13 protein-coding genes are annotated in these 15,651 nt (G+C 63.9%); 10 read left to right on the top strand and 3 right to left on the bottom strand.

All coding sequences use genetic code 11. From position 1 onward, the window contains the following. The first annotated feature begins 15 nt into the window (after positions 1–15). From V3W39_RS21085 to V3W39_RS21045, 9 genes are all read left to right on the top strand, one after another. The gene (locus V3W39_RS21085; protein ID WP_259195765.1) at positions 16–990 is read left to right on the top strand and encodes an AAA family ATPase; all 975 of its coding nucleotides are present in this window, start codon (positions 16–18) and stop codon (positions 988–990) included. Next, positions 987–1,910 carry a DUF58 domain-containing protein gene (locus V3W39_RS21080; protein WP_177045328.1) on the top strand — a complete coding sequence of 308 codons (924 nt, stop codon included), beginning with the start codon at positions 987–989 and terminating at the stop codon, positions 1,908–1,910. The genes V3W39_RS21085 and V3W39_RS21080 overlap by 4 nt, the downstream gene beginning before the upstream one ends. Next, positions 1,907–2,374: a DUF4381 domain-containing protein gene (locus V3W39_RS21075; protein WP_330213269.1), complete on the top strand. Its 468-nt coding sequence runs from the start codon at positions 1,907–1,909 to the stop codon at positions 2,372–2,374. The genes V3W39_RS21080 and V3W39_RS21075 overlap by 4 nt, the downstream gene beginning before the upstream one ends. Further along, positions 2,361–3,368 (top strand): vWA domain-containing protein, encoded by a 1,008-nt coding sequence (locus tag V3W39_RS21070; RefSeq protein ID WP_330213268.1) that lies wholly within the window; start codon positions 2,361–2,363, stop codon positions 3,366–3,368. The genes V3W39_RS21075 and V3W39_RS21070 overlap by 14 nt, the downstream gene beginning before the upstream one ends. Next, positions 3,349–4,848, top strand: coding sequence for a VWA domain-containing protein (locus tag V3W39_RS21065; RefSeq protein WP_330213267.1), 1,500 nt, complete (start codon positions 3,349–3,351; stop codon positions 4,846–4,848). The genes V3W39_RS21070 and V3W39_RS21065 overlap by 20 nt, the downstream gene beginning before the upstream one ends. Continuing rightward, positions 4,845–5,894, top strand: coding sequence for a hypothetical protein (locus tag V3W39_RS21060; RefSeq protein ID WP_330213266.1), 1,050 nt, complete (start codon positions 4,845–4,847; stop codon positions 5,892–5,894). Before V3W39_RS21065 ends, V3W39_RS21060 begins: the two co-directional genes overlap by 4 nt. Next, complete coding sequence (locus V3W39_RS21055) at positions 5,891–6,892, top strand: HAD family hydrolase (RefSeq protein ID WP_177121168.1); 1,002 nt, start codon at positions 5,891–5,893, stop codon at positions 6,890–6,892. The genes V3W39_RS21060 and V3W39_RS21055 overlap by 4 nt, the downstream gene beginning before the upstream one ends. 76 nt (positions 6,893–6,968) lie before the next feature. Then, positions 6,969–8,555 carry an arylsulfatase gene (locus V3W39_RS21050; protein WP_330213265.1) on the top strand — a complete coding sequence of 529 codons (1,587 nt, stop codon included), beginning with the start codon at positions 6,969–6,971 and terminating at the stop codon, positions 8,553–8,555. Positions 8,556–8,898: 343 nt separating this feature from the next. Further along, positions 8,899–11,391: a fused MFS/spermidine synthase gene (locus tag V3W39_RS21045; RefSeq protein ID WP_330213264.1), complete on the top strand. Its 2,493-nt coding sequence runs from the start codon at positions 8,899–8,901 to the stop codon at positions 11,389–11,391. Positions 11,392–11,423: 32 nt separating this feature from the next. Here the strand turns inward: V3W39_RS21045 and V3W39_RS21040 are convergent, their stop codons facing one another. Next, a complete protein-coding gene (locus V3W39_RS21040; protein ID WP_177045345.1) occupies positions 11,424–12,092 on the bottom strand; it encodes a DUF3313 domain-containing protein in 669 nt (222 codons plus the stop codon). Positions 12,093–12,288: 196 nt separating this feature from the next. Between V3W39_RS21040 and V3W39_RS21035 the strand changes: the two genes are divergently transcribed. Continuing rightward, on the top strand, positions 12,289–14,541 hold the full coding sequence (locus tag V3W39_RS21035) for a tetratricopeptide repeat protein (protein ID WP_330213263.1): 2,253 nt from the start codon (positions 12,289–12,291) through the stop codon (positions 14,539–14,541). Between the two features lie 23 nt (positions 14,542–14,564). Here V3W39_RS21035 and V3W39_RS21030 read toward each other — a convergent pair whose 3' ends face one another. Next, on the bottom strand, positions 14,565–15,398 hold the full coding sequence (locus V3W39_RS21030) for an oxidoreductase (protein ID WP_330213262.1): 834 nt from the start codon (positions 15,396–15,398) through the stop codon (positions 14,565–14,567). Positions 15,399–15,467: 69 nt separating this feature from the next. Further along, a complete protein-coding gene (locus V3W39_RS21025) occupies positions 15,468–15,650 on the bottom strand; it encodes a hypothetical protein (RefSeq protein ID WP_330213261.1) in 183 nt (60 codons plus the stop codon). Position 15,651: the final 1 nt, after the last annotated feature.

Raw genomic sequence — 15,651 nt, 5'->3', positions numbered from 1 at the left:
TCAAGGAAGACTGTGATGACAGCGCTCAATGATTTAACCGCCCTGCAAGCCAGCATCGCCGAGAGCGTGCTGGGCCAGGACCAGGTGATCCGCCAGATCCTGATCGGCCTGCTGGCCAACGGTCACCTGCTGCTGGAAAGCCTCCCGGGGCTGGCCAAGACCCGCACGGTCAAGGCCCTGGCCCGGCACCTGGACGCGAAGATGAGCCGCATCCAGTTCACCCCCGACCTGCTGCCCTCGGACATCACCGGCGCCGAGGTGCTGCACCAGGTGGACGGCCAGAACCAGATCCGCTTCCAGCCAGGCCCGCTGTTCGGCAACCTGATCCTCGCCGATGAAATCAACCGCGCCCCGGCCAAGGTCCAGGCGGCTTTGCTCGAAGCCATGGAAGAACGCCAGATCACCGTGGCCGGCGCCAGCCACCCGCTGCCCGACTTGTTTATCGTGGTCGCGACTCAAAACCCCATCGAACAGGAAGGCACCTACCCGCTGCCGGAAGCGCAGATGGATCGTTTCCTGATGAAGGTCCTGCTGGACTACCCCACCGCCGAAAACGAAAGCCAGGTGCTGCGCCTGTTGCGCGAAGAAGAGCAGCACGCCGCGAGCGCGACGACCCAAGGCTTCACCCTGGCGCCCGAGGTGATCTTCGCCGCCCGCCAGGAAGTCAGCGCGATCCAGGTGTCCCCCGCCATCGACCGCTACCTGATCGACCTGATCAACGCCACCCGCCATCCCGCCGACTACGACGCCGACCTGGCGCGCTGGATCAGCCTTGGTGCCAGTCCCCGTGGCGGCATCGGCCTGGACCGCGCCGCCCGCGCCGATGCCTGGTTGCAAGGCCAGGCCTTCGTCACCCCGCAAAACGTGCAGGCCGTGGCGCACCCGGTGCTGCGTCACCGCCTGCAATTGAGCTACGACGCCGTAGCCGATGGCGTCACGGCTGACCAGGTGCTGGACCGCCTGCTGGGCAACGTGGCGATCCCGGCATGAACGCCGACGGCCTGGTCTACGTGTCCCTGGGGCAGTTGATGGCCCTGCAGTTCCAGGCCCGTGGCCTGAGCTTTGTGGCGCGCCAGCCCCAGGGCAGCATCCTCGCCGGCAACCACGCCTCGCGGCTGCGCGGGCGCGGCTTGAACTTCGATGAGCTGCGGCGCTACCAGCCCGGCGATGACCTGCGCCACCTGGACTGGCGTGCCTCGCTGCGTACCGGCAAGCCGGTGGTTCGTACCTTTACCGAGGAGCGCGATCGCCCGGCGCTGATCGTGGTCGACCAGCGCATGTCGATGTTTTTCGGCTCGGTGCGCAGCTTCAAATCCGCCGTCGCCGCCGAGTTGGCGGCATTGGCAGCATGGATGGTGTTCAACGCAGGCGACCGGGTCGGCGGCCTGGTATTCAACGATGAGCGTATCGACAGCGTGGCGCCGCTGCGCAGCCGCAAGCGCGTCGAAACCCTGTGCAGCCGGATCGTCCAGCAGAACACCGCGCTGAGCGCCGGCAATCCGGACCATGAGGCCGACGGCCAACTCGACAAGGTGCTGCAACAATGCCTGGCACTGGCCGGGCATGATCATTTGATCTGCATCGTCAGTGACTTTGCCGGTGCTGGCGAGCGCACCCTGCAATTGATGCGGCAACTGTCGGCCCACAACGATGTGATCGCCCTGCAAGTCTACGACCCACTGGCGCTGAACGTGCCCGACACCGGGCACCTGATGGTCACCCAGGGTCAATTGCAGGTCGAACTGGCGGTACAGAAACGCCAGGTGCGCCAGCCCCTGGGGGACTTTCTCGGCGGCCGCCTCAAGGACGTCGCCAGCCTGTTGCGCCGCAGCCAGGTACCGCTGCTGATGATCAGCACCGCGCGGCCTGCGGTTGACCAACTGCGTGACGAATTGGGCAGGCGCCGTTGAACGCCAACATCCCCAGCATTGAACAGCTCAAGGAGTTGGGCCTGCCCGCGCCAGTCAGTTACTGGCCGCAGACATGGGGCTGGTGGGTGCTGCTTGGGGTACTCGCCATTGTGCTGCTGGCGCTGGGCATCCGGGCCTGGCTGCACTGGCGGCGCAATGCCTATCGCCGCGAAGCCTTGGCGCACCTTGATGCGATCGAAGACCTGCGGGAGCTGCCGGCACTGCTCAAACGCGTGGCCCTGTCGATGCCCCTTGCGCCTGACGAACACCAGCGCGTGCCAACCTTGAGCGGCACCGCCTGGCAGGCCTTCCTGCTGCGCCATGCGCCCACGCCGCTGCCGGAGGATTTCAGCCGTCAACTGGCGAGCCTGGCGTATGGGCCGGCCGATATGTCCAGCGCACAACGCGACCAGCTGTTGGCCCAGTGCAAAGCCTGGGTGGAGCATCATCATGTGGCAGCTTGATTACCCCTGGCTGTTGCTCGGGCTGCCGCTGCCATGGCTGGCCTACCGATACCTGCCGGAATACCGCGAAGCCCGCAGCGCCGTACGCGTGCCGTTTTTTGCCAGCCTCAGCCGGGCGGTGGGACAGACGCCGGCGGCCAGCGGCATCCGCACCAACCGTCTGCAACTGCTGCTGAATCTGCTGGTCTGGGCGCTATTGGTAGTGGCCATTGCCCGCCCGGTATGGATCGAAAAACCCATCGAACGCCAACAGCCGGTACGCGACCTGATGCTGGCCATCGACATCTCGCAGTCCATGGAAACCCAGGACTTTACCGACGCCAACGGCCAGAAGATCAACCGCCTGGCGGCGGTAAAACAGGTGGTGCACGGGTTCATCCAGCGCCGCCAGGACGACCGTATCGGCCTGATCCTGTTTGGCAGCGGCGCCTATCCCCAGGCGCCGTTGACCCTGGACCACGCCAGCCTGTCGCTGCTGCTGGATGACAGCGGCATCGGCATGGCCGGACCCAATACGGCGATTGGCGATGCCATCGGCCTGAGCCTGAAACTGCTGGACCAGGCCCACGAGCAGGAAAAGGTGCTGATCCTGCTCACCGACGGCAACGACACCAGCAGCGCGATCCCGCCCGACCACGCGGCATCGATGGCGGCGGCCAAGGGCGTGGTGATTCATACCATCGGCATTGGCGACCCTGGCGCCTCGGGTGAGGCCAAGGTCAACCTCAGCGCCCTGCAACAGATTGCCGAGGCCACCGGCGGGCGGTATTTCCGGGCCGAAAACCGCGACACCCTGGACCAGGTCTACGCCACCCTCGACCAGATCACCCCGCACCAGGTGAAGACCCTGAGCCACCAACCCAAGCGCGACCTGTTCTGGATGCCCCTGGCGGCGGCGATCAGTGTGTTGGCGCTGTATCACCTGGTCGCCGCGTTGTGGCCGCACCTGAGACGGCAACGGCGGGAGGTCCGCGATGGAACTCAACCTCAGTGACTTCCACTTCCTGCGTCCGGCCTGGCTGTTGCTGGCGGTGCCTGGCTTGTTGCTGCCGTTGCTGTGGCGGCGCAGCAAGGACCTGCAACGCCGGCTGCGGGGCAATATCGCGCCGCACCTGTTGCCGCATTTACTGCTGACGCCTAAGGATTCCCATCGCCTGAGGCCAGTGCATCTGGTCAGCGCCTTGCTGGTCCTCGGCGCGCTGGCCAGCGCCGGGCCTACCTGGGACCAGGACCGTCCCGACTTCCTGGAGAACCGTGCGCCGCTGATCATCGCCCTCGACCTGTCGCCGTCGATGGACACCGCCGACGTGCCGCCTACCCGCCTGCAAGCCGCCAAACACAAGTTGCATGACCTGGTGCAGCGTCGCCAGGGTGCGCGCACCGCGTTGATCGTGTACGCCGGCAGCGCGCACCTGGTGTTGCCGCCGACGGACGACCCGGCGCTGCTGGACAGTTTTATCCAGGCCCTGGCCACCGACCTGATCAGCAAACCCGGGCGCGATGTGGCCGGGGTGATCGACCAGGCCAGACGCCTGCTGGCGGCTGAAAAAGCCCCCGGCAGCCTGTTGCTGATCACCGACGGCGCCGATCCCGCCCAACTGCCGCAGCTCAAGCAGCACCTGGCGGACAGCCCGTTGCAGGTGCTGGTATTGGCGGTCGGCGTCAACTTCGATGCCGGTGCCTTGAAGCAACTGGCGTCCGCCACCGACGCGCCACTGGGCAGCCTGACCCTCAACGATGACGATCTGGACTGGGTGGAGCTGCACGCCCAGCAGCATTTCCAGAATGCCGACGAGCAACAGCGCAACCTGCAATGGAAAGACGCCGGTTACTGGCTGTGCTGGCCGCTGCTGCTGTTGGCGTTGTTCAGCGTGCGCCGGGGCTGGAGCCTGAACTGGATGGCGGTGCTGGTGCTCGGGGTGTTCCTGCAACCTGCGCCGGCCGAAGCCAATGCCCTGACCGATGCATTTTTCACCCGCGATCAACAGGGCCGCTGGGCCTTCGAGCACCATCACTACCCCGCCGCCGCCGGGCTGTTTGTAGACCCGTACTGGAAAGGCATCGCCGCTTACAACGCCGCCGACTATGACCTGGCCCTGGCGACGTTTTCCCAACTCGACACGGCCCAGGCCGCGTTTTACCGGGGCAATATTCAGGTACGCCGCTTCAAGTTCGACGACGCTATCGCCGCCTATCAACAAGCCTTGCAGCTACAGCCACAATTCCCCGAGGCCAGCGCGAACCTGGCCCTGGCCCTGGCGCTGAAGAAGGACACCGAAAACGCCTCGGACAACGCCCCCGAGGTCAAGCCGGATGCGATCAAGTTCGACAAGGCCGCCGGCAAGGGCAAGAGCAAGGCGATCGAGACGGAGCAGGCGAGCAACGATGCGTTGTGGCTGCAGAACCTGACGACCTCCCCGGCAAACTTCCTGCGGCGCAAGTTCAGCCTGCAGGACCAGGGAGCGCAGCCATGAACCGTCTCTGCTGGCTGTTATTGCTGGTGACGGGCCCGTTATGGGCGGTCGAGCCGCAACTGAGGGTGCAGGCACAGTTGGTGCCCGGCAATGACGTGGTGGTGGGCGAGCAGGTGCAACTGCAGGTCGATGTGTTGACCGACAGCTGGTTTACCGCCGCCGCCAACCTGCCGCCCTTGCAACTGCCCGGTGCACGGGTGCAGGCACCGGACGGTGAGGCTGAACACCTGAACCAGGTGATCGAGGGCAAGACCTTCTACGGCATGCGCTACCGTTATCGCATCACGCCTGCGGTGGCCCGGACCTTTGAGATTCCGGCGCTGACGGTGCAGGCCCAGCCCGGCCAAGCCACTGCGCCGATGAGTGCACAGACTGCACCGCTGTCATTCCAGGCCTCCCGGCCGCCGGGGTTCGAGCCCGGAGAGACCGTCCTGGTGGCCGATGGTTTGCGCCTGACCCAAACCCTCACACCCACACCGCTCAAGGTCGGCGACACCCTCACCCGCACCCTCACCCTGCAAGCCGACAACACCCCCGGCCTGTCCTTGCCACCGCCTGGCCAGGCCGAGGTGAAAGGCCTGCGCCGCTACCCGCAATCACCCATCATCAGCAACCTGGATGATGGACGCGGCCACATCAGCGGCGGCCAACGCATCGACCGCCAGGTGTACCGCGTCGAGCAAGCCGGCCATTACCAACTGCCCGCCATCAGCGTGAAATGGTGGGACAGCCGCAACCATCGCCTGCAAGTCACACGAGTGCCTGAGGTCAGCGTGGAGGCACACGCGGCGAGCGCCTACACCCCGGCATTTTCCATTGCCGAAGACCTCAAGCAACTCGGGCAACACAGCCGCTGGCAGTTATCGCGGCACGGGTTGGCGTGGGGCACTGCCGTGGTGGTGTCGGTGCTGGCGGCGTACCTCGTGCATGGCATCTGGCCACGTATCCCGCCGCTGTGGCGACGTGGCTGCGGGGCGTTGCGCTGGCTGTTTCGTCGGCTACGCTTGCTACCACTGAACCCTCGTCGCGAAAAGGATTTCCCATGACGTCTCTCCGTTCTGTCCTGCCCCTTCTCCTGCTGTTCAGCCTGCCGGCCCTGGCCGCCGACCCACTGCCGTCGTGGAACGAAGGCCCGAGCAAACAACACATCATCGAATTCGTCCAGGCCGTGACGGCCGAAGGCTCCAGGGACTACGTAAAACCCGCCGAGCGCATTGCCGTATTCGATAACGACGGCACCCTGTGGACCGAGCAGCCGGCCTACTTCGAGGTGCTGTTTGCCTTCGACGAAATCAAACGCCTGGCGCCGCAGCACCCGGAGTGGAAAACCACCCAACCGTTCAAGGCGGTCATCGAAAACGACCATCAGGCCCTGGCCCAAAGCGGGATGGACGGCCTGCTGAAAATCATCGGCGCAACCCACACCGGCCTGACCACCGACGCCTTTATCGACAACGCCAAGACCTGGCTCACCCAGGCCCGCCACCCGAAAACCGGCAAGCCCTACACCGAGATGATCTACCAGCCGATGCTGGAGATGCTCGACTACCTGCGCAGCCAGCAATTCAAGACCTACATCGTTTCCGGCGGGGACACCGCCTTCATGCGCGCCTTTGCCGAGGTGGTCTACGGCGTGCCGCCGGAACAGGTGATCGGCTCCAACTTCGTCACCGCTTTCCAGATCAAGGACGGTGCGCCGCAGGTCCTGCGCACCGCCAAGCTGGCCCACAACGACGACGGCCCGGGCAAGCCGGAAAGCATCGACTCGATCATTGGCCGCCGGCCGATCCTGGCCTTCGGCAACTCCGACGGTGACCTGCAGATGCTGCAGTGGACGGCTGCAGGCGCTGGCAAACGCTTCATGGGCCTGGTGCACCACACCGACGCCAGGCGCGAGTGGGCCTATGACCGCAACTCTCAAGTCGGGCGCCTGGACAAGGCGCTCGATGAGGCCAAGACAAAAGGCTGGACCGTGGTGGACATGGCGACCGAATGGAACCGTATCTACCCCTTCGAGCCGGCTGTGCAAAAGCAGGTGCAATAAGAAAAGACGTCGCGATGGACTGTACTAAACGTTGGTCGCAGGCACTGCGACTCAAGCCGAGAAAGGAGCAAGTCATATGACTCGCATACGCAAGTGGCTGCCGAAACTCGCCCTGGTGGCGGTATCGGTGATGGGGGGCTCGGCATCTGCCTGGGCCGCCGACAAGCCGAATATCCTGGTGATATTCGGCGATGACATTGGGCAAACCAACATCAGCGCCTATTCCATGGGCGTGGTGGGTTACAAGACCCCGAACATCGACCGTATCGCCAAGGAAGGCATGATGTTCACCGACTACTACGCGGAGAACAGCTGCACCGCCGGGCGTTCGTCCTTTATCACAGGCCAGACGCCGTTGCGCACGGGCTTGTCCAAGGTCGGCGCGCCCGGTGCCTCCGTCGGCTTGCAAAAGCGCGACATCACCATTGCCCAGGCACTCAAGTCCCTGGGGTACTCCACTGGCCAGTTCGGCAAGAATCACCTGGGCGACAAGGACGAGTACTTGCCCACCAACCACGGCTTCGATGAGTTCTTCGGCAACCTCTACCATCTCAATGCCGAAGAAGAGCCCGAACGGCCTTACTGGCCCAAGGACGATGCCGAATTCGTCAAGGCCAACTCCCCCCGTGGTGTGATCCACAGCTTCGCCGACGGCAAGATCGAAGACACCGGCGCCTTGACCACCAAGCGCATGGAAACCATCGACGACGAAACCACCGCCGCCGCCCAGGCGTTCATCAAGAAACAGGCGGAGGCCAACAAACCGTTCTTTGTCTGGATGAACACCACCCGCATGCACCTGTTCACCCACGTGCGCGAGTCGATGAAGGGCCAGAGCGGCATGCCCGGCAACGAGTACGCCGACGGTATGCTGGAGCATGACGGCGATGTCGGCAAACTCCTGCAAACCCTCGACGACCTGAAAATCGCCGACAACACCATCGTGGTCTACACCACCGACAACGGGCCGAACCAGTTCTCGTGGCCGGACGCGGCGACCACGCCGTTCCGTAACGAAAAAAACTCCAACTGGGAGGGTGCCTATCGCGTACCGGCGATGATTCGTTGGCCAGGCAAGATCAAACAGGGGGAGGTGTCGAACGAAATGTTCTCGGGCATGGACTGGTTCCCTACCCTGCTGGCTGCCGCGGGCGATACCGAGGTGAAGGACAAGTTGCTCAAAGGCTGGGCGCCCACCGCGGGCGGTGCCAACTTCAAGGTGCACCTGGATGGCTTTAACCAGTTGCCCTACTTGACCGGCCAGCAGCCCAAGGGCGCGCGTAACGAGTTCTACTACTTCAACGATGACGGCGTGCTGGTGTCGATGCGCTTCGACAACTGGAAAGCGGTGTTCTGCGAGCAGCGTGCGCCGGGCGGCTTCAAGGTCTGGAGTGAGCCATTCGTGTGCCTGAGGGTACCGAAGATCCTCAACTTGCGGATGGACCCGTATGAGCGCGCCGATGTGGTGTCTGACCAGTACTACGACTGGACCACGAAAAATATCTACCTGGTGGCCGTGGCGGTCACCAAATCGGCGAAGTTCCTCGAGACGTTCATCGAGTACCCGCCGAGCCAGAAACCGGCCAGCTTCAGCGTCGACCAGATCCGCGCAGCGGTGGATGCGAAGATTGCTGAAAAAATGAAGGCTAATCCGGCGCAATAGCCGTTGAGCGCCGTTCTCGCGAGCGGCGCGTAACCTGTGGTGAGGGAGCTTGCTGTGGTGAGGGTGCTTGCTGTGGCGAGGGAGCTTGCTGTGGCGAGGGAGCTTGCTGTGGCGAGGGAGCTTGCTCCCGCTGGGCTGCGCAGCAGCCCCCATCCAGACAGCACGGTGTTTTCAGGTAAATCGTGGTGTTTGGTTTTGGGGGCGCTTCGCACCCCAGCGGGAGCAAGCTCCCTCGCCACAGCAAGCTCCCTCGCCACAGCAGCTCCCTCACCACAGCAGGCTCCCTCACCACAGCAAGCTCCCTCACCGCACTTTGATCTGTATTTGCATAAGGCTATTTGCAATGTCGTCACGCACCGCCAGCAAACCCGCTGCATTGGCTCACACCTCCACCACCCTGGTCCCCGCCCTGCTGCTGTTCATCTCCGGCATGGCCGCGCTGGTGTACCAGGTGTTGTGGATCAAGCAACTGTCGTTGGTGGTGGGCGTTGAGGTGTACGCCATCACCACCGGCATCAGCGCGTTTTTTGCCGGGCTGGCGTTGGGTGGCTGGCTGTTCGGGCGCTGGGCAGATCGCCTGTCGCGACCGTTGCTGCTGTATGCAATCCTCGAAATTCTCGTCGCCGTGCTCGGCGTGGGCGCCACTGTCGCCCTGAGCATGGCCGCCAGCCCGTTTGCCTGGCTGGAGCAACACATCGGCCTGCTGGCGTGGTTCCTGCCGTTTGTGCTGGTGGGCATCCCGGCGCTGTTGATGGGCGGCACCTTGCCGGTACTGGTGCGCTCGCTGGACATCGACCCCAAGGCCCTGGGCCAGGCCGGCGGCCGCCTGTATGCGGCCAACACCGCGGGAGCCATTGCCGGCACCTTGCTCAGCGCCTTCGTGCTGATCGCCACGTTCGGCGTGCGCGGCAGTGCCCTGGTGGCCGCGATGCTCAACCTGCTGGCCGCCGTCGGCGCGCTGCTGTATGTGCGGCGTCACACGCCCACGCCGATCACTCACACTCGCAGCACCCAACCGGCGCGACTGGCCCTGGTGCTGTATGCCATCGCCGGTGGCGTGGCCCTGGGCTACGAGGTGGTGTGGTCGCAATCCATCGTGCAGTTCATGAGCACCCGCACCTATGCGTTTGCCGTGGTACTCGCCACGTACCTGGCCGGGCTGTTTATCGGCAGCCAGTTCATGGCGCGACGGGTAGAACGCATCCGTGACCCATGGGGCGTATTCGGCCTGCTGATCGCCGGCGCCGGGCTGGTAGCCTTGCTGGAAATCGCCCTGCTGGGCCGCTGGCTGGTGCTCCTGCAAACCCAGGCCGAAGCCCTGGTGCTGAGCCTGGGCGGCGCCGAACTGCCGGGCATGAGCGCACGCTTTGCAGTGGCCGCACTGTGCATCGTGTTTGTGCCCACCCTGCTGCTCGGCGCCGCCTTTCCCCTGGCTCTGCGCTTGAGCGTGGGCAGCGAGCAGGTGGGTCGGGATGTCGGCGCCGTGGTGGCGTTCAACACCCTGGGCGGGATTGTCGGGGTGATGCTGTGTGGTTTTGTGCTGATTCCCTGGCTTGGGCTGGTGCGTACCCTGGGTTTGCTGGCCGTGATTGCCGGCGCCATCGGCTACATGGCCGTGCGCCGTGGCCACGGGGTGAAGAAAGGCCGGCGCCAGGCGGTGGTCGCTCTCGGCCTGCTGTCACTGGCAGTGGCGCTGCTGACCCCGGTGGACCGCCTGGCCAAGCTGCTGCCCGGAGCACGCAATGCGAGCCTGGCGTTCTACCAGGAAGGTCGCGGCGCCACTGTTGCCGTGGTCACCCAGGGCCAGGGCGCGCGGAGTTTTCAGCGTCTGTACATCCAGGGCGTGTCCAACACCGGCGACGCCATGCCGTCCCTGCGCTATATGCGGGTCCAGGCGCTGTTGCCGCTGTTGATCCATAACGGCGAGCCCCGTTCGGCTCTGGTGATCGGCTTCGGTACCGGGATTACTGCCGGGGCGTTGCTGCGCTATCCGGGACTTGAGCACCGGGTGGTCGCCGAGCTGCTGCCATCGGTGATCCAGGCGGCGCCGTTGTTCAAGGGCAACTTCAATGCCGCCAGTGACCCGGGTGTGAATGTGCGCCTGCGGGACGGTCGCCAGGAACTGCTGCGCAACCCACAGGCCTACGACCTGATAACCCTCGAACCACCGCCACCGTCGGCGGCCGGGGTGGTCAACCTTTACTCCCGCGACTTCTACCAATTGGCCGCCCGGCGCCTGGAGAAAAACGGCCTGCTGGCCCAGTGGCTGCCGCTGCCGACGCAAAACCTCGAGGACTCTCAGTCCCTGGTGCGCAGTTTCCTCGACGTGTTCCCGTACGCCACGTTGTGGACCAGCGAGTTCCACGAAATGCTGCTGGTGGGCTCCATGGAACCCATCGACCTGGACGCCACGCGGATTCGCCAGCGCTTTGAGCAACCTACCGTGAGCAGCGCCCTCGGCGATGTGGGCATTGATTCGGCCGCCACCCTCCTCGCCACCTGGGTCACCGATCGCCAGGGCCTGGAACGCTTTGCGGGCAATGCGTTGCCGGTCACCGATGACCGGCCGCGTATCGAATACGCACCCTGGGTACGCAGTAAAGAAATCGCGCGGGTGTTGCCGGCACTGCTGGATTTGCGGGTGCCTGCGCCCTTGCTGAATGCAGACCCGGGGTTCACACGGACGCTGGCCAGCGAACAACAGCGCCTGATGCAGTTTTATCGCGCCAGCCTGCATGCCTACGACGGCGACCGCGCCGCCTGGGGTCGGGATATCCAGGCGGTATTGCAGCAAGACAGTGCCAACCCTTATTACCGCTGGTTTATCGGCCAGTAGTCGCCCGGGGCGCGAGCCCCGGGCACAGCACTTCAGCGTTTGAGCTTCAGGTACGACTGGTGCAGGTCCGAGGCCCAACCATCGATCACGCTTTTGACGTCATCGGCCTTCATCACCTGGGAGTCGTTCGACAACGGCTTGCCGGTGCCTTTGCGCACGACCTGGGCGATGACCTTGCCGCTGCCGCCATCCAGGAACTGGGCTTCGGTGCCCAGGGTGGTTTCCTGGTCGCGAATCCCGGTACCGGTGCTCACCGCGGCCGCCACCAGGGCGACGGGGATGTACTCATACGGCTTGAGGCTTTCGGTCTTGCTGCTGACCGCCGTGATGGCGGCCCGCACCACGATCACCCCCGGGCCAGGCCCGTTGGCCAGTGGCAGGGACTTTTCCAGTTCGCGCTTGAGGGCCTGGTTGTAGTAGCTGTTGATGCCCTGCAAGGTGCTGTCGGGAATTTTCGTGGTGGCTTGCGGCTTGGGGTAGAACTGCGTGGGTTCGATGTAAACGGCGGTATAGCGGCTCAGGTTCAGGTCGGGGTCAACCCAGCGCATCACTTCTGCACCCGACGGCGACTTGGCCTCCTTGAGGTGGCTGTAGTCGGAGAGAAACCCGGAGTATTCGTCCGGCTGCGTCACCTTGCTGGAACATCCCACCACCCCGATTGAGGCAATGCATACGGTGCCGATCATTAGTCCTAGCTTCATCGTCGAACTCCCTGGCTGTCATCGAAGGAACACTGAGCTTGTAGGTATAGCCAACTCTGGAAAAATAGCCCGCCTCACCTTGCAGGTTGCGAGCTATTTCACAGCACACATTTGACAGGCATGCGCCCAACGTCAAAGCTGCACAAAGCTTAAGCGCGCCACTAGAGCGTCAATGCATCGGACATCGGAAGTCGCAATGCCCAAGCCTGACAATAAAGCCGTACCTCCCCGTGATTCATCCAGCCGTTACCTGTACCCCGTCGTGATCGCCTTGTTGCTGTTGGCCATGGCCGGGATCTGGTTTTTTCTCCAGGCCAGCACGCCCAGGCTGCCCGTAGCGGCGCCGGCGCCTGTGACCCAGCCAGTGGCGGTCGTGCCCCCGGCAACCATGGTCGATGAGCAGCAATGCCAGGGCTGCCACCAGGCCCAGGTCAAGGACTGGCAAGGCTCGCACCACCAGTTGGCGATGCAGGCTGCCACGCCGGAGACGGTGCCGGCCGACTTCAACGATGTGTCGTTCAGCAGCGAAGGCGAGACCACCCGTTTCTCCCGTCGGGGCGACGATTTTTGGGTCAATACGCCCGGTGCCGACGGCAAGGCCGCGGACTTCAAGGTGGCCTATACCTTCGGCATCGCACCGTTGCAGCAATACCTGATCGAGGTCGGCGACGGGCGCTTGCAGGCCCTCGGCGTAGCCTGGGATACGCAAAACAACCGCTGGTTTCACCTCTACCCGGGCCAGGGCGTGAACTTCAAGAACCCGCTGCACTGGAGCAAACCCAGCCAGAACGCCAACTTCATGTGCGTGGAGTGCCACACCACCGGCTACAAGCGCAATTTCGAGGCTGCCAAAAACAGCTTCGACAGCCAGTGGAACAGCCTGGGGGTCGGCTGCCAGGCGTGCCATGGCCCGGCGTCGAACCATGTGGCATGGGCTGCAAAAAAAGGCGACCTGCTGCACGCAGGCTTTGCCGTGAACCTGAAGGACAAAGACGCCACTGTCGAGCTCGAAACCTGCGCGCGCTGCCACGCCCGCCGTGCTCCCCTGGGAGACGGCTATACCGTCGGCAACCGCCTGATGGACGACTACCTGCCCAGTGTCCTGACCCGCGAGCTGTACGCGCTGGACGGCAAGATCAAGGATGAAGTGTTCGAACACGGCTCCTTCGCCCAAAGCAAAATGGCCGACAAGGGCGTGCGCTGCAGCGACTGCCATAACCCCCACAGCGCCGAACTCAAGGCCCCGGGCAATGGCGTGTGCCTGCAATGCCACAACACCGCAGGCAAAACCCCGGTGCCGACGGTGGACGGTCGCGGGTTGCAGGCCAAGAACTACGACTCCCCCGAACACACCCGCCACGCAGCCGGCGAGCCGGGTTCGTTCTGCGTCGATTGCCATATGCCGGGCAAGTTCTACATGGGCAATGACTGGCGGCACGACCACAGTTTCAGCATCCCGCGGCCCGGGGATAAGGTCAGCGAACAGTTCAAGCTATGGAGTGCCAGCGAACCCGAGCATGCACCGCGTTACGCCGAGAGCATGGCGTTGATCCGTGGCGGCCAGCCGGGTGCGGCGCAGGCGCTGTATGACCAGTTGGCACGCAACAACCTGCCGGCGATCCAGCGCGCAACCCTACTCGCTGAACTGCCCAACTACCCGAGTGAGCAGGCGTTGAAGCTGGCGACCAGGGAGCTGGGCAACCCGGCGCCGCAGGTACGTGAAAGCGCAGTGCGCGCGATCAGTGCGTTCCTGCCGCCACCTGAGCGGGTGGCGTTGTATGGACCGTTACTGCGGGACCCGGTGCTGGCGGTGCGGATCATCGCCGCCCGGGACCTGTTGAGCGCGTCCGGGCAAGGCCTTGGGCCGGCCTGGGACAAGGCGATCGTGGAATACGAAAATGTGCAGCTGAGCCTGCTGGAGCGGGCCGAAGCCAACCTCAACCTGGCCATGCTGTATCAGGCCAGCGGCCGGGGCGACAAGGTTGAAGCACAACTACGCACCGCGTTGCTGCGAGACCCGGACTTCTTCCCGGCGCTGGTGACCCTCGCGCAATGGCTGGAAGCCAATGGTCGGTCACAGGAGGCGCGCACGCTGATAGCGGACAACCTCAAGCAGCATCCGGAGGCGGCACTGTTGCAGCACACTCAAGGGCTGATGCTGATTCGGGCCGGGGATACGGCCAACGCCATGCCGCACCTGCGCGAAGCAGCACGGCTGGAGCCGGCGAATCCACAGTACAACTACGTGCTGGCGGTTGCGCTGCATGACAGCGGGCACGTGGATCAGGCCTGTGAGCAACTGGAAAAGCTGCTGGCGTTGCAGCCGTATAACCGCAATGCACGGCTGTCGCTGATCCAGTACTACCTGGAGAACGGAAAAGAGCCCAAGGCGCAGGTGGTGATGCAGTCGTGGAAGAAGCTCAACCCTGGAGATCCGGCGTTGAAGTGAACCGGGCTCCTTCATGCCCCCGCTCAACCATCCGTAGAACGCGTCAACGCCTCCCACTGATCGATATCCCGCAGCGATTGCGCGAGCTTTTCCCGCACATACCCCAGCGCATCACTGCCCAGCAGCAGGTGCGCCGGTGGGTTGTCGCTGGCAATCAGCGTCAACATCGCCTGCGCGGCTTTTTGCGGGTCACCCAATTGGTGGCCGCTTTTCGCTTCCCGCGCCTGGCGCACCGGATCGAAGCTGGCGTCGTAATCGGCAATGCTGCGGGGCGTGCGCTGCATCGAGCGGCCGGCCCAGTCGGTGCGAAACGAACCCGGCGCCACGGCCGTGACGAAAATGTTGAATGGCTTGAGTTCCTTGCTCAGGGTGTCGGAGATGCCCTCCAGCGCGAACTTGCTGGCGCAGTAGTAGGCGATGCCCGGCATGGTAATGGTGCCGCCCATGGACGTGATGTTAATGATGTGCCCGCTGCGGCGCTGGCGGAAGTACGGCACGAAGGCCTTGGTCACGGCAACCGCGCCGAATACGTTGACGTCGAACTGACGACGCATTTCTTCCAGCGGCGACTCTTCGAAAATGCCTTCGTGGCCATAACCGGCGTTGTTCACCAGCACGTCCACCGGGCCGAAGCGGGTCTCCACCTCGGCGACAACGCTGTCGATCCGCTCAAAGTCGGTGACATCCAGGATTACCCCATGGGCACGTTCCGCAGACAGCGCTTCAAACCCTTGCAAGGCCTCCTGGTTGCGTACGGTGCCAATGACGTGGTGGCCGGCAGCCAATGCCTCTGCTGCCAGCGCCTTGCCAAAGCCGCTGCTGATGCCGGTAATGAACAGGTTTTTTTGCGTACTCATAGGAAATGGCCCTCGGTGGATGTGTACCCATGGTAGCCAGGTAATCAGTGTCGACCTATGCCGGTAAATCTATGAGCCTTGCCTATTCCTATGATCCTTGCGAGCCACCGCCCGCTGCTCAGTGCGTTGTTTCTGCTCTTGCTTGAATTGCTGCTGCCAGCGCGCCAGCGCTTCAGCCCCGTCCGATGCCTGCACCGTTACCGGCGCAGACACGATCATCCCGAAAAGCGTCCAGACAAGGAGTTGCTTCATT

This window comes from Pseudomonas sp. Z18(2022) (assembly GCF_036346535.1).
In the GTDB taxonomy this organism is placed as follows: domain Bacteria; phylum Pseudomonadota; class Gammaproteobacteria; order Pseudomonadales; family Pseudomonadaceae; genus Aquipseudomonas; species Aquipseudomonas yamanorum_A.
This window is presented reverse-complemented; position numbering and strand designations above follow the sequence as displayed.